The 20,387-nt window shown below is 43.6% G+C and carries 25 protein-coding genes; 19 read left to right on the plus strand and 6 right to left on the minus strand.

Annotation, left to right across the window (positions count from 1 at the left end; genetic code table 11):
• Window positions 1-15 precede the first annotated feature (15 nt).
• From N5C46_RS22290 to N5C46_RS22300, 3 genes are all read left to right on the plus strand, one after another.
• Complete coding sequence (locus N5C46_RS22290) at window positions 16-252, plus strand: YrhC family protein (RefSeq protein ID WP_261750286.1); 237 nt, start codon at window positions 16-18, stop codon at window positions 250-252.
• Window positions 253-618: 366 nt separating this feature from the next.
• Complete coding sequence (locus N5C46_RS22295) at window positions 619-759, plus strand: YrzI family small protein (protein ID WP_261750287.1); 141 nt, start codon at window positions 619-621, stop codon at window positions 757-759.
• Window positions 760-790: 31 nt separating this feature from the next.
• Entirely contained in the window at window positions 791-946 is a 156-nt protein-coding gene (locus N5C46_RS22300) for a hypothetical protein (protein ID WP_261750288.1), read from the plus strand.
• A 277-nt stretch (window positions 947-1,223) separates the two neighbouring features.
• Here the strand turns inward: N5C46_RS22300 and sigK are convergent, their stop codons facing one another.
• The 3 genes from sigK to N5C46_RS22315 all read right to left on the minus strand — a co-directional run bounded on the left by sigK (window position 1,224) and on the right by N5C46_RS22315 (window position 3,353).
• Window positions 1,224-1,940 carry an RNA polymerase sporulation sigma factor SigK gene (sigK, locus tag N5C46_RS22305; RefSeq protein ID WP_034757411.1) on the minus strand — a complete coding sequence of 239 codons (717 nt, stop codon included), beginning with the start codon at window positions 1,938-1,940 and terminating at the stop codon, window positions 1,224-1,226.
• 413 nt (window positions 1,941-2,353) lie between these two features.
• Window positions 2,354-2,893, minus strand: a complete 540-nt coding sequence (pssA, locus tag N5C46_RS22310; protein WP_034757414.1) for a CDP-diacylglycerol--serine O-phosphatidyltransferase — start codon at window positions 2,891-2,893, stop codon at window positions 2,354-2,356.
• Window positions 2,894-3,212: 319 nt separating this feature from the next.
• Complete coding sequence (locus tag N5C46_RS22315; protein WP_034757416.1) at window positions 3,213-3,353, minus strand: sporulation histidine kinase inhibitor Sda; 141 nt, start codon at window positions 3,351-3,353, stop codon at window positions 3,213-3,215.
• A gap of 448 nt (window positions 3,354-3,801) precedes the next feature.
• Between N5C46_RS22315 and N5C46_RS22320 the strand changes: the two genes are divergently transcribed.
• The 8 genes from N5C46_RS22320 to N5C46_RS22355 are packed head-to-tail and all read left to right on the plus strand — an operon-like array spanning window position 3,802 to window position 8,798.
• A complete protein-coding gene (locus N5C46_RS22320; RefSeq protein ID WP_224519474.1) occupies window positions 3,802-4,323 on the plus strand; it encodes a YqeG family HAD IIIA-type phosphatase in 522 nt (173 codons plus the stop codon).
• Window positions 4,324-4,379: 56 nt separating this feature from the next.
• Entirely contained in the window at window positions 4,380-5,420 is a 1,041-nt protein-coding gene (gene yqeH, locus N5C46_RS22325) for a ribosome biogenesis GTPase YqeH (RefSeq protein WP_261752405.1), read from the plus strand.
• Between the two features lie 52 nt (window positions 5,421-5,472).
• A complete protein-coding gene (gene aroE / locus N5C46_RS22330) occupies window positions 5,473-6,261 on the plus strand; it encodes a shikimate dehydrogenase (RefSeq protein WP_261752406.1) in 789 nt (262 codons plus the stop codon).
• Window position 6,262: 1 nt separating this feature from the next.
• Window positions 6,263-6,556, plus strand: coding sequence for a ribosome assembly RNA-binding protein YhbY (gene yhbY, locus N5C46_RS22335; RefSeq protein ID WP_034757429.1), 294 nt, complete (start codon window positions 6,263-6,265; stop codon window positions 6,554-6,556).
• Between the two features lie 14 nt (window positions 6,557-6,570).
• On the plus strand, window positions 6,571-7,140 hold the full coding sequence (locus N5C46_RS22340; RefSeq protein ID WP_261752407.1) for a nicotinate-nucleotide adenylyltransferase: 570 nt from the start codon (window positions 6,571-6,573) through the stop codon (window positions 7,138-7,140).
• Window positions 7,133-7,699: a bis(5'-nucleosyl)-tetraphosphatase (symmetrical) YqeK gene (gene yqeK / locus N5C46_RS22345; protein ID WP_261750289.1), complete on the plus strand. Its 567-nt coding sequence runs from the start codon at window positions 7,133-7,135 to the stop codon at window positions 7,697-7,699. Before N5C46_RS22340 ends, yqeK begins: the two co-directional genes overlap by 8 nt.
• A 4-nt stretch (window positions 7,700-7,703) precedes the next feature.
• On the plus strand, window positions 7,704-8,057 hold the full coding sequence (gene rsfS / locus N5C46_RS22350) for a ribosome silencing factor (RefSeq protein ID WP_034757434.1): 354 nt from the start codon (window positions 7,704-7,706) through the stop codon (window positions 8,055-8,057).
• Window positions 8,058-8,798: a class I SAM-dependent DNA methyltransferase gene (locus N5C46_RS22355; protein WP_261750290.1), complete on the plus strand. Its 741-nt coding sequence runs from the start codon at window positions 8,058-8,060 to the stop codon at window positions 8,796-8,798.
• 123 nt (window positions 8,799-8,921) lie between these two features.
• Here the strand turns inward: N5C46_RS22355 and comER are convergent, their stop codons facing one another.
• The gene (gene comER / locus N5C46_RS22360; protein WP_261750291.1) at window positions 8,922-9,743 is read right to left on the minus strand and encodes a late competence protein ComER; all 822 of its coding nucleotides are present in this window, start codon (window positions 9,741-9,743) and stop codon (window positions 8,922-8,924) included.
• A gap of 79 nt (window positions 9,744-9,822) precedes the next feature.
• Between comER and N5C46_RS22365 the strand changes: the two genes are divergently transcribed.
• From N5C46_RS22365 to N5C46_RS22375, 3 genes are all read left to right on the plus strand, one after another.
• A complete protein-coding gene (locus tag N5C46_RS22365; protein ID WP_261750292.1) occupies window positions 9,823-10,449 on the plus strand; it encodes a helix-hairpin-helix domain-containing protein in 627 nt (208 codons plus the stop codon).
• 78 nt (window positions 10,450-10,527) lie between these two features.
• A complete protein-coding gene (locus N5C46_RS22370; protein ID WP_261750293.1) occupies window positions 10,528-11,091 on the plus strand; it encodes a ComE operon protein 2 in 564 nt (187 codons plus the stop codon).
• A 16-nt stretch (window positions 11,092-11,107) separates the two neighbouring features.
• A complete protein-coding gene (locus tag N5C46_RS22375) occupies window positions 11,108-13,360 on the plus strand; it encodes a DNA internalization-related competence protein ComEC/Rec2 (RefSeq protein WP_261750294.1) in 2,253 nt (750 codons plus the stop codon).
• A 151-nt stretch (window positions 13,361-13,511) separates the two neighbouring features.
• On the opposite strand, the gene N5C46_RS22380 is transcribed toward N5C46_RS22375, so the two are convergent.
• Window positions 13,512-13,646 carry a YqzM family protein gene (locus N5C46_RS22380; protein WP_034757445.1) on the minus strand — a complete coding sequence of 45 codons (135 nt, stop codon included), beginning with the start codon at window positions 13,644-13,646 and terminating at the stop codon, window positions 13,512-13,514.
• Between the two features lie 294 nt (window positions 13,647-13,940).
• On the opposite strand from N5C46_RS22380, the gene holA reads away from it, so the two are divergent.
• Window positions 13,941-14,969, plus strand: coding sequence for a DNA polymerase III subunit delta (gene holA, locus N5C46_RS22385; RefSeq protein WP_261750295.1), 1,029 nt, complete (start codon window positions 13,941-13,943; stop codon window positions 14,967-14,969).
• A gap of 39 nt (window positions 14,970-15,008) precedes the next feature.
• On the opposite strand, the gene rpsT is transcribed toward holA, so the two are convergent.
• A complete protein-coding gene (rpsT, locus tag N5C46_RS22390) occupies window positions 15,009-15,260 on the minus strand; it encodes a 30S ribosomal protein S20 (protein WP_034757447.1) in 252 nt (83 codons plus the stop codon).
• Window positions 15,261-15,462: 202 nt separating this feature from the next.
• Here rpsT and gpr point away from each other — a divergent pair, with 202 nt between their 5' ends.
• The 4 genes from gpr to lepA all read left to right on the plus strand — a co-directional run bounded on the left by gpr (window position 15,463) and on the right by lepA (window position 20,387).
• Window positions 15,463-16,572: a GPR endopeptidase gene (gpr, locus tag N5C46_RS22395; RefSeq protein ID WP_261750296.1), complete on the plus strand. Its 1,110-nt coding sequence runs from the start codon at window positions 15,463-15,465 to the stop codon at window positions 16,570-16,572.
• 237 nt (window positions 16,573-16,809) lie between these two features.
• A complete protein-coding gene (spoIIP, locus tag N5C46_RS22400) occupies window positions 16,810-18,018 on the plus strand; it encodes a stage II sporulation protein P (protein WP_261750297.1) in 1,209 nt (402 codons plus the stop codon).
• An 18-nt stretch (window positions 18,019-18,036) separates the two neighbouring features.
• Window positions 18,037-18,372 (plus strand): YqxA family protein, encoded by a 336-nt coding sequence (locus N5C46_RS22405; RefSeq protein ID WP_261750298.1) that lies wholly within the window; start codon window positions 18,037-18,039, stop codon window positions 18,370-18,372.
• Between the two features lie 182 nt (window positions 18,373-18,554).
• Window positions 18,555-20,387: a translation elongation factor 4 gene (gene lepA / locus N5C46_RS22410; RefSeq protein ID WP_406686751.1), complete on the plus strand. Its 1,833-nt coding sequence runs from the start codon at window positions 18,555-18,557 to the stop codon at window positions 20,385-20,387.

Below are 20,387 nucleotides of genomic sequence, written 5' to 3' on the forward strand. Positions count from 1 at the left end.
AAGTAGGTGAATGCAATGAAGAACACAAGCAAAAAGATCATTCAACATAAGATCGTCGATTTCAAACGATTTGGTTTTACATTACTTGCACTGAGTGTCTTTATGTATTTAGGTGTCATCATTCCGACAGTGACCGTTACACCCGGCAAAATGATGCCCCTCATGACAGGGACCGTTGTTTTACTCGGGCTGTCACTATACTTCTTCACAAAAGCAATCAAATATAAAAAAGATCTGCAATCAGATGAATAATAGATGAAAAAAGCGGGTTCTCAGTGAGGACCCGCTTTTTTATGTGGAAATTTGTAGAAAAAATAATGAAGAAAAGAGTTTACTTTGGTGCAATAATTGGGTATACTATCCAATGTAAGAAAAAAATCACAAGAGGGAGGTCGAAGAAAATGTTCGTGCTTATTGGAAAAAAAGACACAACTTCATATTGTTTTGATCATTCGACCGCTTGTGGGATGTTTTCTGCTTAATTTGAATTTCATTCAATAATAGCCACAGGGAGAATGTAGATCCCTGTGGCTTTTTTGTGCCACAAGGGTCGGTCGCTTTGTGGCTATTTACTATGCCCTGCATACTTGCAGGGAACGTTGAAAGGGGTGATATTGTATGACACTGAATCTTTTATTTATAACGGTAACCTTTAATAAGAAACAGGAAACGTTTGAAGAAGCTTCTCATCATGAAATGGTTTTAAAAAGCTATGAAGAAACGAAAACAAAGCAGCACACTATGCCTCAAATGTTTTAATCCTAAAAAAAACCAACAAATGGAGAGGAGAATGAAAAATGATTTATGTACAAGAGAAAATGCTGAATGCGCTATGGGTAGAGAAGGATACTGCCTAACGAAACAAAAAGGTGGTGGAGAGATGTTTTTGAATATTGTCATTTGGTCGGCTTTCTTCCATAGAAAGAAGACCCGTGAACTCAAATAACAAATGGAAGGAGGACCCCTAAGGCTCGGGGTCCTCCTTTTTCTTCGGTCACATATCTGTCAATACTTAGTAAAGAGTTGTTCACGAATGGGAGGGGAATATCCGTTTTTTCGTGATACATTAATAGTAGGAAATGCAATTTAATGAGGGAGAGGATGACAATGTTTTCAATGATCATGGGTCTTATCCTGACGTCTGTAATTGGTTTGATCATTTCGGCTGAAGTCAGTGTAGAGTAGAAAATGAAGAAAAGCGGTCCCGGGACCGCTTTTCTTTATCAGGATTTATTCCGCTTTTCTTTTTCCTCCCGGTAAAATTCATGAAACATTTTCATGAGGGCACGCTTTTCGATCCTTGAGACGTAGCTTCTCGAAATCCCCAATTCTTTTGCAATTTCCCTCTGTGTTTTTTCTTCTTTTAAATCCAGCCCGAACCGGCCGACGATGACTTCTTTTTCCCTTTCGTCCAGCACGCAAATATATTTTCTCACTTTTTCGAGTTCCATGCTTAATTGAATCGTGTCGATGACATCATCGCTTTCCGATTTCAGGATATCGATCAAACTGATTTCATTTCCTTCTTTATCCTGGCCGATGGGATCGTGGAGTGAGACATCTTTCTTGGTTTTCTTCAGGGCACGGAGGTGCATGAGGATTTCATTCTCGATACATCGTGCCGCATAGGTGGCAAGTTTGGTTCCCTTTCCTTCAGAGTAACTTTCGATCGCTTTGATCAATCCGATGGTCCCGATGGAAATCAAATCTTCTGGATCTTCGCCTGTGTTTTCGAATTTCTTGACGATGTGGGCAACCAACCTGAGATTATGTTCGATGAGCATGTTGCGGGCGTGTTCATCCCCTTCCGCCATCAGCTTTAGATATTTTCGTTCATCTGCAGCGGATAATGGTTGCGGAAAGGCATTATTCTTAACGTAAGAAACGAGGAAAATTAACTCCTTAAAGAAATAACCCAGTGCTGTTAGAACTCCAGACATATTTCCACCTCCATGAGGACTTGAGCCTATACTCATTCATATGTTGATAAGGGGATGTCCTTGCATGTCCGGTGAAAGTAATCGGGAATTGGAACATTTTTTTCCAAGTTGAATTCTATAATAAAGATGCAAACTGCCTATACGCTCCTTCCCTATGTACATATACTGATAGTAAAAGTGAGTGAGGAGGTATGGTCATGCCTTATGGATATCCTTGTTACGGACCAGTCTATCCAGGTTGCTATGGCGGCGGGGGATTCTACTTTGCGTTAATCGTTGTATTGCTAATCTTGCTTTTCCTATTTGGTGGCTGGTGGTACGTCAATAACTATAACTGTTGTTAGCCTGATGGGTATGAAATAAATACACAAAGAGAGCCCTGTTCACAAGTGAACAGGGCTCTCTTGTATACCTTACATCTTCTTCAACGTAAAGGGGCTGACCATCAATACAGATAGTGTGATGGTCATGCACACGATCAGCACACTTGAGACAAATGGAATAAGAAGATAGCTCAAGGTCAGTAAACAGCCGGCTGCTGTAATGGGAAGACCGGTAAAGTAGCCGTCATTTTCGGAAATGTTGAAGCGGGCCAAACGGTAAGCACCACACGCTACATACAAAATGGTGAAGAACATGCCGGGATAGTCAAACTGGCTGAGAACGGCGGTATACATAAGCAATGCAGGGGCCACACCAAAGGAAATGATGTCGCTCATGGAATCCAGCTGCTTTCCTAATTCCGACTCGATGTTTAACTTTCTTGCCACCAATCCATCGAACCTGTCGGTCAAGGCAGCGATGAAAATGAGGATCAAGCTTAGATGTAATTGGTTATGAAGAACGGAAATAATAGCAAAACCACCTAATGACAAATTTGAAAGGGTAATCAGGTTGGCTGTTTGGGTTTTAAGCTTTTTGAACGTTTGATCGAGTACTCCGGAGAGAAACAATCATCACTCACTCCTTCTTTTAAGTTTGCTCACTGTTGAACAAGGTTCGCGGCTGAAATATGCCTTAACGAGTACCTGTTCACCTGGTTAACGTTGATGGTATAACACTATACAGTGAAAAAAGATCCTTATTCATATAGTATATAATTATATTTTATTATATACTTATTAAACTGTTAAAGTTAATCGTTTTTTACATTGAGTGGGGGATTTGACTGGACAGTAGGTCAATATGTTGAAATGAAATGCTGTCTGAGCATATATTCCATAAAAAAGAGGACGGATTTTATATAAATCCGTCCCGTTTCATGTTAGTATTCTACGAAGTAGCTTTTATTTTATTTGTAAGAGATCGACGGTGAATTTCCATTTCGATGAGGCGAATGAATTCTGTATTGAGTTTCAGTTCCAACGCTTTGTAATAAGAATCAATCAACAGTTCGTCCGATAATTTCCTCATTAATGCCACCTCCATTACTCATCTTCTTTTTATTCGAAACTTAATGTAAGTACGTTTTTTAGTAGTAATGTAACTTTACCAAAATTTTTTTTGCAGAACAAGCGTTCCGTTATCCACAGTTCGTGGTGGATAAGTTGTGACTAACTTGTATATAACTGGTAAATAAAGCTTATTATTGTTCTGTATAATGTGAATAAGGTTATCCACAAGGTTGAAGAAAGCTGGGAATTTGTCGAAAAATATTTATTTTTTATCGTAATATGTTTGGAATTACAGGAATATATATGATTTATTTTGAATCTGTATGTAAAATTGGTTATCATTAATCTGTTATAGGTTAAAGGTATACAATAGAAATCGTTCCCCCCTATAGTGGAACGTTCATCTAATGAAGATATATCGAAAGCAGTTTATCATATAATCGATAAAGAAATTTGAGGTGTAGCATGTGATCAAGCAGTTTTTACCCAATGAACAGGTCCAGGATATTTTTACTATCACCCCGGGGCATCTTAAGGAAAAAGGGATCAAGGCCATCATTACCGACTTGGATAATACGTTGGTGGAGTGGGACAGGCCAAACGCCACCCCGAAATTGATCCAGTGGTTTAAGGAAATGCAGGAGCAGGGGATCCTTGTGACCATCGTATCCAACAACAATAAAAACCGCGTGGGGGCATTCGCCGAACCTTTGGGTGTGCCATTCATCTTTCAGGCACGAAAGCCTATGGGACGTGCTTTTAAGAAAGCGATCAAACAAATGGGTGTAAAGAAAGAAGAGGCGGTTGTCATCGGCGATCAGCTATTAACGGACGTATTGGGTGGGAATCGCAGTGGATTCCACACGATACTGGTCGTACCTGTGGCTCAATCGGATGGTTTTTTTACCAAGTTCAATCGTCAGGTAGAACGCAGAATCATGAAGTTTTTCAAGCGTAAAGGCATGCTTGAGTGGGAGGACAAACAGTGAGTGAAGTTGTATGTATAGGTTGCGGCGTTGAAATTCAGACGGAAAATAAAGAAGGCATGGGGTATGCCCCTCCTTCGGCTCTTCAAAAAGAAGAGATCATCTGTCAGCGCTGTTTCAGATTAAAGCATTATAATGAAGTCCAGGATGTTCCGTTGACCGATGATGACTTCCTGAAAATACTGAATGAGCTTGGTGACTCCGAAGGGCTTATCGTCAAAGTGGTGGACATCTTTGACTTTAATGGAAGCTGGCTTCCTGGACTCCACAGGTTCGTAGGGTCCAATCCAATCCTTCTGATAGGAAACAAGGTGGATCTCTTGCCTAAGTCCGTGAAACATTCCAAGCTGATTCATTGGATGAAGCATGAAGCGAGTCAACTGGGATTGAAACCGATCGATGTTCAACTGGTGAGTGCGGCCAAGGGACAGGGGATCGGAGAAGCGATCGAAGCGATCGAGGAATATAGGAATGGAAAAGATGTTTACGTGGTTGGATGTACAAACGTAGGGAAATCCACGTTCATTAACCGCATCATCAAACATGTCTCAGGAGAGCAGGATGTCATCACGACTTCCCATTTCCCTGGTACGACTCTTGATATGATTCAAATTCCATTGGATGATGAAGAATCATTGATTGATACACCCGGCATCATCAATCATCATCAGATGGCCCATTTCGTAGATAAACAGGATTTGAAAATCATTACGCCTAAAAAAGAAATCAAACCAAGGACGTTCCAGTTGAATCCGGAACAAACTTTGTTCTTCGGCGGATTGGCCCGTTTTGATTTCATGGCGGGTGAGCGTCAGCCGTTTACCTGCTATTTCTCAAATGAGCTGTCCATCCATCGGACGAAGATTGAAAAGGCGGATGAACTCTATAAAAATCATGCAGGGGAATTATTGCAGCCACCAAGAAAAGACGATATGGATACGTTCCCTCCACTTGTGAGGCACGAGTTCAGGATTAAAGAAGCGAAAACGGATATCGTTTTCTCAGGTTTGGGATGGATTACCGTCAATGATGCTGGAGCGACCATTGCCGCTCACGTCCCGAAAGGTGTCAGCGTCTTCTTAAGAAAATCACTGATCTAGGAGGGGTTCTGTGGCTCTTTATGGTGTGATTGGGGACCCGATTGCTCACTCAATGTCGCCCCTGATGCATAATAGCGCGTTTGAAGATAACGGAATCAACGCTGAATATGTTCGATTTCATGTAAAGAAAGAGCAGCTTCCCGACGCCATCCGCGGAATCAAAGCCTTGGGTATTCAGGGAGTGAATGTGACGGTTCCTCATAAAGAACATGTCATGTCTCTCCTCGATGGGATTGATCCATTGGCAAAGGCCATCGGTGCTGTCAACACGATTGCCAATGAAAATGGCAAGCTGATCGGGTATAATACAGACGGTCTTGGATTTGTTGAAGGCTTGAAGAAGGCAGCCGGCGATCGTCTGGAAAACAAGTCGATGCTGATCATCGGGGCCGGCGGTGCAGCCCGGGCCATCTATTATACACTTGCCTCTTCGGGTGTACGGAAGATCGATGTCACCAACCGGACCCCGGGAAGGGCAGTGAAGATGATGGACGCCTGTCCGTTTCCATTAGATTCTTCGTTCCTTACCCTTGAAGCTGCTGAGAACGAATTGCACGAATATGATGTCATCATCCAGACGACATCCATCGGTATGTTTCCTCATATAGAAGACAGTCCTATAAAGGTCAATGCTTTAAAGCGGGGAAGCATCGTCTCGGATATCATTTATAATCCACTGGAAACATCATTATTGAAACAGGCCAAAGAAAAAGGGGCCCTGACTCAGAACGGGCTCGATATGTTCGTTTATCAGGGAGCACTCTCATTTCAGAAGTGGACAGGAATCTTTCCGTCCTATTCCATTATGAGGGACACCGTTTTACAACAACTAGGAGGTTAACATGTTAACAGGTAAACAAAAAAGGTTTTTACGTTCAGAAGCACATCACTTAAATCCGGTTTTTCAAGTAGGAAAAGGCGGAGTCAACGATAATATGATCAAAACAATCGGAGAAGCAATTGAGACGAGGGAATTGATGAAAATCAGCATCCTTCAAAATTGTGATATGGATAAGACAGAGGTTGCACAAGAGCTTTCAGAAGGTGTAGGAGCTGAAATTGTCCAGATCATCGGAAATACCATTGTCCTGTACAAAGAATCGAAAGAAAATAAGCAATTAATCCTGCCAAGATAAGGATCGATACGATGATGAAAAAAAAGGTTGGACTTCTGGGAGGTACTTTCAATCCTCCCCATATGGGTCACTTGGTCATTGCAGATCAAGTGTTGGAAAAGGCACAATTAGATGAAATCCGCTTCCTTCCTAACCATGTACCTCCCCATAAACAGGTGGATGAAAGGGTGACCGTGGACCAGCGTCTTCGGATGCTGGAGGCAGCCATCAAGGGTCATCCCCGTTTTTCGATTGAACGGATCGAACTCGAAAGACAGGGTGCCTCCTACACATATGACACCATCAAACTTTTGATGGAAAGAGAAGAGAACACCGAATTTTCGTTTATCATAGGCGGGGATATGATCGAGTATCTCCCGAAATGGTATAAAATCGAAGAATTGCAGAATATGGTGAAGTTCATCGGGGTCAATCGTCCGGATTATTCCCATGAGTCTCCCTACAACGTACAATTGATCGAAGTACCCGCCGTCGATCTTTCTTCCTCATACATTCGTGACACAGTAAATAAGGGACAAACGGTTCGCTATTTGGTTCCGGACGACGTGTATCGATTGATCAAGGAGGAGAAGTTATATGAATAGAGAAAAAGCACTGGAGCTGGTTAAAAAGCATTTGACTGAACACCGCTACATTCACACATGTGGTGTCATGGAGACGAGCATCGAGCTTGCGAAACGGTATGGAGCCGATGAGAAAAAGGCTGAAACAGCTGCGATCTTTCATGATTATGCAAAGTTCCGGGATAAAGGGGAAATGCAGGGGATCATTGAAAGGGAGAATCTTTCAAAGGATCTATTACTGTATAATGGCGAGTTATGGCACGCGCCTGTAGGAGCTATTCTGGTAGAACGGGAAGTCGGGATAGAAGATCGTGATATCCTGGATGCCATCCGCTTCCATACTTCCGGGAAAGAGGGGATGACGGTACTCGACAAGGTGGTTTATTTAGCCGACTATATTGAGCCGAATCGCAGGTTCCCCGGTGTGGAAGAAGTGAGGGAGCTTGCCAAGGAATCATTGGACCTGGCACTCATAAAAGCTCTTCAGAATACGATCACGTTTCTTATGAAAAAAAATCAAGCGATCTATCCGGATACATTTCGCTTTTACAATGAACTGACATTAAATCAGAGGAGATGAAGGAATGGAACAAAATTTAGTAGAATTAGCCTTTAAAGCGGCTGATGATAAACGCGCTGAGGATATTGTTGTATTGGATATGAAAGGTGTTTCGTTGATTGCCGATTATTTCCTGATCTGTCACGGTAATTCAGACAAACAGGTACAGGCGATCGCGCGTGAATTGAAAGACGCAGCAGAAGAAAAGGGATACACAGTGAAACGACTGGAAGGATTCGATCAGGCACGCTGGATCCTGGTTGATTTAGGCGATGTCGTCGCTCACGTATTCCATAAAGAAGAAAGAGGTTACTATAATCTTGAACGTTTATGGGGAGATGCATCATTCGTCGAGGTCGGACAAGGTGAGAACCTGTAAATGAGTTATGAGCGTTTTGCTTATGTATACGATTATTTAATGCAGGACGTCCCATACGATGGCTGGTTGGAGTATGTGAACCGCCAGGCAATACGTCACCAGGGGAAGAGGGTTCTTGATATCGCTTGTGGAACCGGGGAATTATCATTGAGGCTTGCACGGGACGGATATGATGTGACGGGGGTCGACTTGTCCCAGGACATGCTCACCATCGCCCAGGAAAAGGCATCGGCACAGAGTGTTCAGATCCAGTTATTTCAGCAGGATATGTCGAGACTCGATTCCCTTGGTGAATACGACATCATTACGATTTTTTGTGATTCATTGAATTACCTGGAAGACGAGAGTGACGTGGAGAGCACATTTAAAGGGGTCCATCGTCATCTGAAGCAGGATGGGCTATTCCTTTTTGATGTGCATTCCATTTTCAAAATGACCCAGATATTCATGAACCAAACCTTTACCCTTACGGATGAACACGTATCCTATATATGGGATTGCTTCCCCGGTGAAGTTCCCAATAGTGTGGAACATGAACTGACTTTTTTCGTGGAAGATGAAGAAACCGGACAGTACGAGCGAGTGGAAGAGCTGCACAAACAGCGTACCTATCCAATCCTTATGATAAAGGAGTGGCTCCGTGGCAACGGCTTCGATGTGTTGAATATCACTGCGGACTTTACGGAAGAATCTCCCACTGACAAGAGTGAGAGAATCTTCTTTGCGTGTAAAAAGAAATAATCAAAAGCCGGGTCGCCTCAGAATGAGAGCGACCCGGCTTATATTGGTTTAAGACAGGATCAAAACGGTAGAAAAAAGAAGGAATAAATCAATTTATGTCGAAGTATAAAAAGAGGAGTCACTTTAGACCCCGAATTGTGATTTGGTTCCTTCAATATCATCCACGAATTTTTCTTGTGTGGCTTCGAAAAGTTTCTCGAAAACATCTCCCAGTTCTCTTTCCATTACAGAAATCCCGATCCCGGTCACCCCTCCTTTTACACAAACCTTTTCTTGAAGTGTCGGTAACGTATAAATATTCTTCTTTAACAGATCCCCAAGACCGACCAGCATTTCAGACGCGAGGACAGTTGCGGTTTCATGATCGATCTCTGTCACTTCCACTGCAGCATCAATGAACCGCTGCGTCACATAACTGAAAAAAGCCGGCCCGCAGCTGACGATATCAGATGCTACCCGAGTTACATTTTCATCAATCTCGACTGGAGTAGAGATATGTCCGGCAATCTTCGTTAATTCCCTTCTCCATTTATCTGAACAATGACTTCCATATGTTAGAAGGGACACACCGCTCAGTGCGCGGTTCGTGATGCTTGGAATGAATCGTGCGCAGGAACAGGGTAATAAGGATTCCAACTGATTCACACTTACCGGGCTTGTGATGGAAACGACACATTTGTCCTTCGAGAAGTTTTTCTTATTCTCCTGGATCACATCATATACATCATGCGGCTTGACGCAGATGAAGACCAGATCAGATGAAGAAATGACGTCTTCATTCGTACGAGCTATGTTCACGTTGCGGAATTTCTCTTTTATATCCTCGGCTTTTTTTAATGAACGATTCGTAATATGAAGATGTGAAGGAGAAATCGCCTTTGATTCAATGAGAGCTTCAATAATGATTTTCCCCATGTTTCCCGTTCCGATGATACCTATTTTCATGTTCAGCCCTCCTTCTTTCCCACTCTCTCCTAAAAGGTATGAATTCCATACAATGAATATTCCACCAGAGGTGATTTCCATGCAGTCCTTAATCGAAAAGTACCGAACGATCCTTGTGATCTTCGCGATTTGTGCCTTTTTCCTGATTGGGTATATATTGAAAAATGCCGGGGAGCCTTCCGTTGAAGAACCTTCCTTTACTGCAGCAGCAGAAGTGAAAGTACCTGAAAAGCCTGAAGAGCCTGAAATGGTGAAGAGTCCTGAAACAGTGTATGTGGACGTTAAGGGTGAGGTGGTGAATCCCGGTCTATATGAAGTGAAGCAGGGGGACCGGCTTAAGTTTGTCATAGACAGGGCCGGAGGATTCACAAACGATGCAGACAAAAAGTTGATGAATCTTGCCGTCAAAGTGACGGACGAAATGATGATCTATGTCCCGAAAGTAGGTGAAATGGAAACGGCGCCTCAGTCACTTCCTGCCCCTGTTTCTCAAGGGGCAGAATCAGGAGAGGATAAACTTAATATCAATACAGCCTCACAAGCCGAATTCGAAACCCTTCCTGGAATAGGACCATCGAAAGCCGCCACCTTTATCCAATACCGTGAAGAACATGGTCCGTTCAACTCCATTGAAGAGATAACAAACATTTCAGGAATTGGAGAAAAAACATTCGAGAAATTAAAGGAACATATTTTTGTCCAGTGATTGACGAAAGGCAGGAAGTCTTTATACACTTAAACAAGCATTAAAATAAAGAGCAGAACAAAGGAAGGGAGAATGGTGATGGAAAGAATCGCATGGCATCAATATTTCATGGCTCAAAGTCAACTGCTGGCCCTCCGCAGCACGTGTACGAGACTGGCGGTGGGAGCAACCATCGTCCGGGATAAGCGGATCATAGCAGGAGGCTATAACGGCTCCATAGCAGGTGGAGATCACTGTATAGATGAAGGGTGCTATGTCATTGACAATCACTGTGTGAGGACCATCCACGCAGAAATGAATGCCCTCCTGCAATGTTCAAAGTTCGGGGTCGGGACGAAGAATGCGGACATATATGTCACGCACTTTCCTTGCCTTCAATGCTGTAAGGCGCTCATCCAGGCAGGCATCAAAACGGTTTACTATGCAAAAGATTATAAAAATCATCCTTACGCCATCGAGCTGTTCGAAAAGGCAGGCGTCCATGTGGAAAAAGTGCCTTTCCAGGAAAGCAGTATCGATGTAAAACACAAGGAAAAGGCAACACTCATGATCCAGTTGATAGAAGATCTGCGGCAGCAGGGACTTCCAGAGGAGAAGATTCGTCATTATGAGCAAGAATACATAAAGCTCTTTAATGAGTAGGGGCCTATGCGTTTATTTGGCGTTGTCGGTCCTATCAGGGACTCTGCTGGCACTTCAATTTTTTTGGGGTGCTGTCGTCCTTGTTCTCCTTCTCCTTTCCCTTTTCCTCAGAAAAATGCCCCGCTACATCCTTTTCGTTTCATTCCTCCTAGTGATCGTTTCCTTCTTTCACACCTTGTTACAAGAGAAAAACCAGAAATCAGATCTTTCCCCGCAATCTGAACCTTCCATTCATAAAGTATTTATCGATGAGATCCCCACCATTGACGGCAGCTCCTTTGTTTCATTTGCGAAAGTGAAGAATGAAAAAATCCTGATTCGCTATTATTTTGATACTGAAGAGGAAAAAAGGCAGTTTGCAGAAGTGAGTCCCGGATTTGTTTGCAAAGTAAAAGGACAGTTGGCAGAACCTCAACATGGTAAAAATCCGAACTCCTTCGATTATAAAGATTATCTGTCCCATCAAGGGGTGTATTGGATCCTTGAAGTACAGGGATTTGAGGGATGTGTGGATCGAAGCACCTGGAAACATGGCCTTACACAGCTTAGATTTCAAGGGTTGAAAAGAATTGAATGGGAGTTTCCCCCTTCAACGGTTGGTATCACTCAGGCATTACTGTTCGGTGAGACAGGGATGATTACAGAGGATACCATGAAGGCATTCAGGGAGCTCGGTGTCGTTCATCTCCTTGCCATTTCAGGTCTTCATGTGGGACTCTTGTTTGCGATACTTCATTACCTTTTATTAAGGGTTGGCCTGACAAGGGAAGCAGCATCCTTGTCAGGTATTCTATTTCTTCTATGTTATATCGTATTGACCGGTGGCTCTCCCTCTGTTGTACGGGCATCCTTCATGCTGATCATCCTCATCATCGGCAAACAAACCTCCAGGAATATCGGTGTAATCGATAGCCTGGCCACAGTATTCCTCCTCATTGTCTTATACGAACCTTTCTCGGTATTCAATGTGGGCTTTCAGCTTTCATTCGCCGTCAGTTTTTCACTTGTGCTTTCTTCCAGGTCCATTTTACAGAATTCTTCTTCCTTCAAACAAATGGTCACCGTCACATTGGTGGCCCAATTGTCTTCACTTCCCTTCGTGATTTATCATTTCTATGAGTTCTCTCTGATCGGTTTTTTGACGAATCTCTTTTACGTCCCGCTTTTTTCCATCATCATCCTTCCGATGGCCATCCTCATCTATCTCTTCATTTCAGTAGGATCGGCCGGATTGGCCATGTTCCCTTATCAAATTCTGCTGGAAGGAATTCAATGGTTATCCTCTGCCGTTGCTTCTTTACCATTTAGCACCTTGGTGATGGGGAGGCCGAATGTTTTTCTTCTCCTGGGGTATCTCATACTGATTTATTTCGCATTCGTTGGGATGGAGAAGGGAAAATACCTTTCCGTCGGTCTGCTTTTTCTTTTTACCTTCCTACACCTCGTCTTGAACAACTACCATCCTTATGGAGAAATTGTCTTCATTGATGTGGGTCAGGGGGATGCAACCCTGATCGATCTGCCATACAATCACGGCACTTATTTAATTGATGCAGGAGGGGAAATCCCGTTCCCGAAAGAAGAATGGGAGGAGAAAAAGAACCGTTTTTCGGTAGGGGAGGACATTTTGGTGCCTTTTTTAAAAAGCAAAGGAATTACGTCTCTTGATGCATTGATTTTAACTCATGGAGATCTTGATCATATAGGCGGAGCGGAAGCAGTATTAAACGAAATGAAAGTAGGAGAACTATTAATCAGTCCCGGCAGCGGGGAGAAGGTGGAGGTGGACCGGATTGTTAAGATGGCGCAGGAAAAAAGGATTCCTGTCAAAGAAGTGATGTATCGGGATAACTGGCGTGGAGACCGTGATGGGCTGCATATCGTATCCCCCCTTGATAAAGAGTATGAAGGGAATAATGACTCCATTGTTCTATATGGTGAAATCGGATCAAAGAAATGGTTGTTTACAGGGGATCTGGAGAAGGAAGGGGAAAGAGCGTTCGTTACAACATTCGATCTTCCTGTGGATGTGTTGAAAGTCGGTCATCATGGCAGCAATACAAGTACATCGGAAGCGTTCCTCGATGAAACGGAACCGAGTGTGGCGGTGATTTCTGCGGGAGAAACCAATCGCTTTGGGCATCCTCACCCTGAAGTGGTGGAGCGATTAAAGGAAAGGGGACTGACAATTTACAATACGGCTGTGAACGGGGCGATCACCTATCGTTTTTGGGATAAAAAAGGAACGTTTTCAGCCCACCTGCCATAGGATGTAGAACAAAACAAATTAAGCGCTAATGAAAAAGGGGCAGACCTATTGCAAAGAATCAGGGCATTCAAACCATCTTTATGATACGGAAAGTACCATATATGGAAGTTGAAGTAACCGTTTTCTTTACAGGCCTGCCTCCTATTTTTCATTAAGATCCGATTAATTTGATCGCTGTTGCAATAATGAACATTAATGCAAAGAATCCAAAAGAAACACCGAATGCTACACCTGAATCTACTGCATCATTTCTTTTTGATTGTACATTCTTTTCAAATTGGTTCACAATTACCCCTCCTATTTCTATTCTAGTATAGAACAACGCTACTGAAAAATCTATACTTCCCTTTACTTTTTCCTTTACTGACAAGAGTTGTCACCCATAAGTTCGTGGGTGTGTGGTGACACTAATCAATACAAAGGAAATACCGTTGACGGATCAGGTTCCTAGGTCTTATCCGTCAACGTTAATATAGATATAGGGGGTGTCCTATAAGAGGGATGTCCCCTTTACCCCTTGCCAAAACCAGAAAGCTTTTTTACCATAGAGTAGAGAAAAGACTTAATGGAGAGTGCTGACTTGGTTATCGATACATGGAAAAAAATAGAGAAATCTCAATTTGCCGCTGTATATTTAGTTTACGGAAATGAGTCATTTATTATTAATGAAACGAAACAAAGAATTGTCTCAAGGGCCATTTCAGAAGAAGAAATGGATTTTAATTTTTCAAGCTATGATCTCGAGGAAACACCGATAGAAGTAGCGATAGAAGACGCGGAAACCTTTCCGTTCATGGGAGAAAGAAGAGTCGTCGTTATCCAAAATCCCGTTTTTTTGACTGCTGAAAAAACAAAAGAAAAAGTAGAGCATAACATCAAGCGTTTTGAACAATACATACAATCACCTGCACCGTACACCATCCTTGTCATCACGGCGAATTATGAAAAGCTGGACGAGCGTAAAAAGATTACCAAGTCCTTAAAAAAGAGTGCTGAGGTGGTCGAAGCCAAAAAGTTGAATGAGCATGAATTAAAATCCTGGGTAAGGGAACGTGCTGCCGGTAATAGTGTACAGATCGACGAAGATGCAGTTGAATTACTGCTGACATTAGCAGGCACCAATCTGATGATGCTCACTCAGGAATTGGATAAGCTTTCTTTATATGCAAGTGACACGAACCGGATCGATGTAGAGGTTGTTGAGCGGTTAACGGCCAGATCGTTGGAACAAAATATTTTCACGCTAGTGGACAAAGTTGTGCACAGAAGGATCGATGAGGCATTAAGGATCTATTACGATTTGCTCAAGCAAAATGAGGAACCGCTTAAAATATTGGCGATCCTCGCTGGGCAGTTCCGCCTCATTTACGGCACAAAGGAGCTTTCACGCAGAGGCTACGGCCAACAAAAGATTGCCTCGACCTTGAAAGTGCATCCGTTCAGGGTAAAGCTCGCAGCCGGACAGGCGAAGCATTTCAATGATAAGCAGCTGGCCCATATCATCGATACCCTCTCACAGGGAGATTATGAAATCAAAACAGGGAAGATCAAGAAAGAACTGATGATTGAAATGTTCCTGTTTAAACTTCATGATCAAAGTTTTACATAAAAAAACCACCGGACCAATTGGTCCGGTGGTTTTTTTCAATTAGTTCGCTTTTTTCATTAGGCGAGACTTTTGACGATCTGCAGCGTTTTTGTGGATAAGACCTTTTTGAGCTGCTTTGTCTAATTGACGTACCGCTTCAGTTACTAGATCTTTCGCATTATCAGCGCTGTTAGTCGCTGCTGCTTCTGCTTTCTTGATAGCAGTACGCATAGTAGATTTTACTGCAGCGTTTTGAGCGTTACGCTCGTTGCTTGTTTTTACGCGTTTGATAGCTGATTTGATATTTGGCATTCCTGTCACCTCCTATAAAAGGATCGAGATTCTATGTGACTCGATTTAAATTCCTAAACAATAAGAACAAATGATATTTTATCAAACGGACAGTGATATTGCAATACTATGGAACGAAATTAAACAAGTGAATGAACACATACCAAAAAGGTAAACATAAAAAAATACTGGATAATATCCCAAGCCTGGAGGTAGAGTCACAATGAAAAAAGAAGAAATCGATCTTAGTAAATATTCCATTCGTACTGATCTTGCCGTGGAGGCGAGGGAAATGGTCGTCAGTGATAAAGCGGAGGATACGTCATCCATTCAGGGTGTCATGATTAAAGAAAAAGAAGAAGATGGAGTGAAGGTTTCCCTGGTCACGGTCACGCCGGAAGGGGAAGAAAAAATCGGTAAAAAACCGGGTAACTATCTGACCATTGAGGCTCATGGTATCCGTGAAGAAAATACAGAGCTGCAGCAGAAGGTCGAAAATATATTCGCCAATGAATTCAATCAATTCCTTATCAATAACAAAATCAGTAAAAATGCAAGCTGTTTGATCGTCGGTCTCGGAAACTGGAATGTGACCCCGGATTCATTGGGGCCAAGGGTATGCGAAGACATCATAGTGACGAGGCATCTATTTGAACTTCAGCCTGAATCGGTGGAAGAAGGGTATCGACCGGTCAGTGCCCTCGTCCCGGGTGTCATGGGTCTGACAGGTATTGAAACGAGCGATATTATATTCGGAGTGGTGGAGAAATCCAAGCCCGACTTTATCATCGCCATCGACGCACTGGCTTCCCGGTCCATCGAACGCGTCAATGCGACGATCCAGATATCAGATACCGGAATCCATCCGGGGTCTGGAGTGGGGAATAAACGAAAAGGGCTGGATCAGGAAACGCTGGGTGTCCCGGTCATTGCCATCGGTGTTCCGACTGTGCTCGATGCTGTGACGATCGTCAGTGATACAGTGGATTTTCTCTTAAAACATTTTGGGAAAGAAATGAGAGAAGGCGATCGTCCGTCAAGATCCCTTGCGCCTGCAGGACTCAGCTTCGGTGAAAGAAGGAAGCTAACCGAGGAAGATCTCCCGGAAGAACAGCATCGCCAGACATTCATGGGGATCGTCGGGACTCTTGAAGATCAGGAAAAGCGAAAACTGATACATGAAGTCCTGTCTCCCCTCGGCCATAACCTGATGGTCACCCCGAAAGAAGTGGATGTGTTCATGGAGGACATGGCGAACCTCATCGCAAGCGGCCTCAATGCGGCGCTCCATGATGCGGTGAATCAGGCGAATACGGGATATCAGACGAGATAAAAGGATTTGGATGATTTACGCCTCGAGGGGGAATGTGGACCTCGAGGCGTTTTTACTATGGGAAAATGTTTCCCTTGCTCATGAAAATCCAACACATAGCCCCTCCCATCACGAAAAATACTAGACTCCACCGTTTAACTTTCCACCAATCATCTCATAATGACTACTACATACAGTTCTACTATCTCTATCAATGTCATAGGTTGTACTAGAGTAGAGAAAAGAAAGGGTGGGAGAATGAGATCATACAAAGACTCTAATTATGTCATTGCCATTCAAATGTCTACGATACTGAAAGGGACGCTGATCTTCATTGCAGGATTGCTCTCTGTTTTTTCGATGGTCGGCATCCTCACTTCTTTCAACCCTGAATATAGAATAACGTCGAATTCGTTGAATCAAGCGGCTTCCAGTGTGAAGGGTGAAACATTATATAAAATATTGGCTCTGGAAAACAGGTCCTTTAATCAAATATTGACAGAAGAGGAGCAGGCCCTCCCAAGCTTCTCATCCATCTTATTTCAGGTGGCGACCAACGTAAGTTTCGAAGATCCCCGGAGCTTTCTCGGTCGTGAACTGCCGGGTTTCTCGATTTTCGATGGGGATATCCTGGTGGCAGGGGAAGGGACGGACTTCACGAATATGCCGATTGAATCGGTCCCCCCACCCGAAGCCCTGGAATCTGAAAATGAAGCGCAACTCAAAAATGTCGGTGATCTGAAAGAAACCAATCAAAAAGGCGGGGACGTAGCGCCGCCATTATCTACAGGAAATAAAAAGACGGTTCTTCTTTACTTCACCCATACGAGGGAATCCTATCTTCCTTATCTGGAGGGCGTGACCAACCCGGATTCCGCCATGCACTCGAAGATCAATGTCACCAGGGTGGGGGAAATGGTGAAGACGGGCTTGGAGGACGAGGGGATAGGGACAAGCATCGACAAGACCGATGTCATCCAAAACTTAAACCATAAGGGACTTGACTACTGGGCAGCTTATCAGGAGTCGCGGCCGCTGGTGCAGGCAGCCATGACCAGCAATAAAGATTTGTTGTATATGGTGGATATCCACCGGGACTCACAGAGAAGAGACATGACGACCGTGACGATAGGCGGCATACCCTACGCGAAGCTTGCATTTGTTGTAGGGGAAGAGCATCCGAACTATGAACAGAACCTGAAACTGGCAACCGAACTTCATAAGCGTTTGGAATCAAAATATAAAGGGATTTCACGTGGAGTCATAGCGAAAAAGGGCAGCGGCACAAACGGCAAATTCAATCAGGATCTTTCAGGGAACGCCATGCTCCTTGAATTCGGAGGGGTGGATAATACATTTGAGGAACTGGAGAGGACGGCAGACGCTTTCGCTGATGTATTTGCTGAATATTATTGGCAGGCAGAAAAGGTGGATGCTCCCCTCAAGACCCCTGCTGTAAGACAGTAATGAAAAGGATGGATGATCATGACGAAATTCTTTTTTAAATGTGCATTTCTCATAACGGCATTATTTATCGGAGTGCTGATCGGGATGCAATATGCCAACCAAGGAATCGTGGATATGAAGGGCCATGAACAGCAGAACTTCACCTCTCCTGTCGGCGTCAACCAGAACGTGGAGGGAAATGTCGAGGCATCGTTCCTGGGGAATGAGGTAGATTCCAAAACCCTGACTGAAAAGAAAGAGAAGCTGGAAGAAATGAAAGCCTTTAATGTATTTTCTTCCATCGGAAAAGTAATAGCGGATACCATCGAAAGCATCACCAACAAAATAGTGGACGTCATTGCTTCGCTCATTTAAACGTAAAAGAAGGCCCTATTGGAGCCTTCTTTGTTATGTTTTACGTCACAGTTCGATTCGCGGAATACAAGGAAATCGGTCAATTCCCAACAGGCCTTTTAGTTTACATTGAATAATGTATAGTCTACTGCTATAATTCAAAATAGTGTACATGTGTGGAAATAACAGGAGTTGAACGAATAATGAACCGTGAAGAGAAATTAGAGAGACAATCGAGAATTAGAAACTTTTCCATTATAGCTCATATCGACCATGGGAAATCTACCCTTGCCGATCGTATATTAGAAAAGACGAAAGCATTGACGGCACGTGAAATGAAAGCCCAATTGCTGGATTCCATGGACCTTGAGAGAGAGCGTGGAATCACTATCAAATTAAACTCTGTGCAATTAAAGTATCAGGCAAAGGATGGGGAAGAATATATTTTCCATTTGATTGATACACCGGGTCACGTAGACTTTACATACGAAGTATCCCGTAGTTTAGCGGCTTGTGAGGGAGCTGTCCTTGTAGTGGACGCCGCTCAGGGGATTGAAGCCCAGACGCTTGCAAACGTGTATCTTGCCTTGGATAATAACTTGGAAATCCTGCCCGTCATCAACAAAATCGACCTTCCGGCAGCCGATCCCGAGAGAGTTCGTCAGGAAGTGGAAGATGTCATTGGTCTGGATGCATCTGAAGCGGTCCTTGCATCAGCCAAAGCCGGAATCGGGATTGAAGAGATCCTTGAGCAGGTCGTGGAAAAGGTGCCGGCTCCAGAAGGGGATCCCGATGCACCATTAAAAGCCCTTATCTTTGACTCTTTATATGACGCCTACCGAGGGGTCGTTGCCTACATCCGTGTGATGGATGGAAGCGTCAAGGTAGGGGATAAGGTCCGCATGATGGCGACAGGGAAAGAGTTTGAAGTGACCGAGATCGGTGTCTTCACTCCGAAAGCGACGGGTCAGAAGGAATTGACGGTCGGGGATGTTGGATATTTGACTGCAGCGATCAAGAACGTCGGAGACACCCGTGTAGGGGATACGATCACACTTGCCGATCATCCTGCACAGGAAGCATTGCCTGGTTATCGACGAATGAACCCGATGGTTTATTGCGGTCTCTATCCGATTGATTCAAATCGTTATAACGATTTGAGAGAAGCACTTGAAAAACTTGAATTAAATGACTCTGCCCTTCAATTCGAGCCTGAAACTTCACAGGCATTAGGGTTTGGATTCCGTTGTGGATTCCTCGGTCTTCTTCATATGGAGATCATTCAGGAACGGATCGAACGGGAATTCAAGATCGACCTGATCACGACTGCGCCAAGCGTTATCTATCATGTGAAATTGACGGACGGTGAAGAAGTGAAAGTGGATAACCCATCCATGATGCCGGATCCACAAAAGGTCGACCATGTTGAAGAACCTTATGTCAAAGCAACGATCATGGTTCCAAACGACTATGTAGGTGCCGTCATGGAGCTTTGTCAAGGAAAGCGCGGGAACTTCATCGATATGCAGTATATGGATGATACCCGTGTGAACATCGTCTATGAAATCCCACTAGCTGAAATTGTATATGACTTCTTCGATCAGTTGAAATCAAATACAAAAGGGTATGCTTCATTTGATTATGAGCTCATCGGATACAAGGAATCCAAGCTAGTGAAAATGGATATCCTGCTCAACGCTGAAAATGTCGATGCCTTGAGCTTTATCGTTCACCGTGACTTTGCTTATGAACGCGGGAAGCTGATTGTTGAGAAATTGAAGGAATTAATCCCGAGACAACAATTCGAAGTACCCGTCCAGGCAGCGATCGGACAGAAGATTGTAGCAAGATCGACCATTAAAGCCATCCGTAAGAACGTACTCGCTAAATGTTACGGTGGGGATATCTCGCGTAAACGTAAGCTTCTTGATAAACAAAAAGAAGGAAAAAAACGTATGAAGTCCGTCGGGAATGTTGAAGTTCCCCAGGAAGCCTTCATGGCCGTCCTGAAAATGGATGATACGGATAAAAAATAA

This window comes from Rossellomorea vietnamensis (genome assembly GCF_025398035.1).
GTDB classification, from domain to species: domain Bacteria; phylum Bacillota; class Bacilli; order Bacillales; family Bacillaceae_B; genus Rossellomorea; species Rossellomorea vietnamensis_B.

Bases quoted from the DNA above. Each gene is read 5' to 3' on its own strand.
- N5C46_RS22290 (WP_261750286.1), top strand. From the start codon at position 16: ATGAAGAACACAAGCAAAAAGATCATTCAACATAAGATCGTCGATTTC.
- N5C46_RS22295 (WP_261750287.1), top strand. From the start codon at position 619: ATGACACTGAATCTTTTATTTATAACGGTAACCTTTAATAAGAAACAG.
- N5C46_RS22300 (WP_261750288.1), top strand. From the start codon at position 791: ATGAAAAATGATTTATGTACAAGAGAAAATGCTGAATGCGCTATGGGT.
- sigK (WP_034757411.1), bottom strand. From the start codon at position 1,940: ATGTCTGGAGTTCTAACAGCACTGGGTTATTTCTTTAAGGAGTTAATT.
- N5C46_RS22315 (WP_034757416.1), bottom strand. From the start codon at position 3,353: ATGAGGAAATTATCGGACGAACTGTTGATTGATTCTTATTACAAAGCG.
- yqeH (WP_261752405.1), top strand. From the start codon at position 4,380: ATGGGGTATGCCCCTCCTTCGGCTCTTCAAAAAGAAGAGATCATCTGT.
- aroE (WP_261752406.1), top strand. From the start codon at position 5,473: ATGTCGCCCCTGATGCATAATAGCGCGTTTGAAGATAACGGAATCAAC.
- yhbY (WP_034757429.1), top strand. From the start codon at position 6,263: ATGTTAACAGGTAAACAAAAAAGGTTTTTACGTTCAGAAGCACATCAC.
- N5C46_RS22340 (WP_261752407.1), top strand. From the start codon at position 6,571: ATGAAAAAAAAGGTTGGACTTCTGGGAGGTACTTTCAATCCTCCCCAT.
- yqeK (WP_261750289.1), top strand. From the start codon at position 7,133: ATGAATAGAGAAAAAGCACTGGAGCTGGTTAAAAAGCATTTGACTGAA.
- rsfS (WP_034757434.1), top strand. From the start codon at position 7,704: ATGGAACAAAATTTAGTAGAATTAGCCTTTAAAGCGGCTGATGATAAA.
- N5C46_RS22355 (WP_261750290.1), top strand. From the start codon at position 8,058: ATGAGTTATGAGCGTTTTGCTTATGTATACGATTATTTAATGCAGGAC.
- comER (WP_261750291.1), bottom strand. From the start codon at position 9,743: ATGAAAATAGGTATCATCGGAACGGGAAACATGGGGAAAATCATTATT.
- N5C46_RS22365 (WP_261750292.1), top strand. From the start codon at position 9,823: ATGCAGTCCTTAATCGAAAAGTACCGAACGATCCTTGTGATCTTCGCG.
- N5C46_RS22370 (WP_261750293.1), top strand. From the start codon at position 10,528: ATGGAAAGAATCGCATGGCATCAATATTTCATGGCTCAAAGTCAACTG.
- rpsT (WP_034757447.1), bottom strand. From the start codon at position 15,260: ATGCCAAATATCAAATCAGCTATCAAACGCGTAAAAACAAGCAACGAG.
- gpr (WP_261750296.1), top strand. From the start codon at position 15,463: ATGAAAAAAGAAGAAATCGATCTTAGTAAATATTCCATTCGTACTGAT.
- spoIIP (WP_261750297.1), top strand. From the start codon at position 16,810: ATGAGATCATACAAAGACTCTAATTATGTCATTGCCATTCAAATGTCT.
- N5C46_RS22405 (WP_261750298.1), top strand. From the start codon at position 18,037: ATGACGAAATTCTTTTTTAAATGTGCATTTCTCATAACGGCATTATTT.
- lepA (WP_406686751.1), top strand. From the start codon at position 18,555: ATGAACCGTGAAGAGAAATTAGAGAGACAATCGAGAATTAGAAACTTT.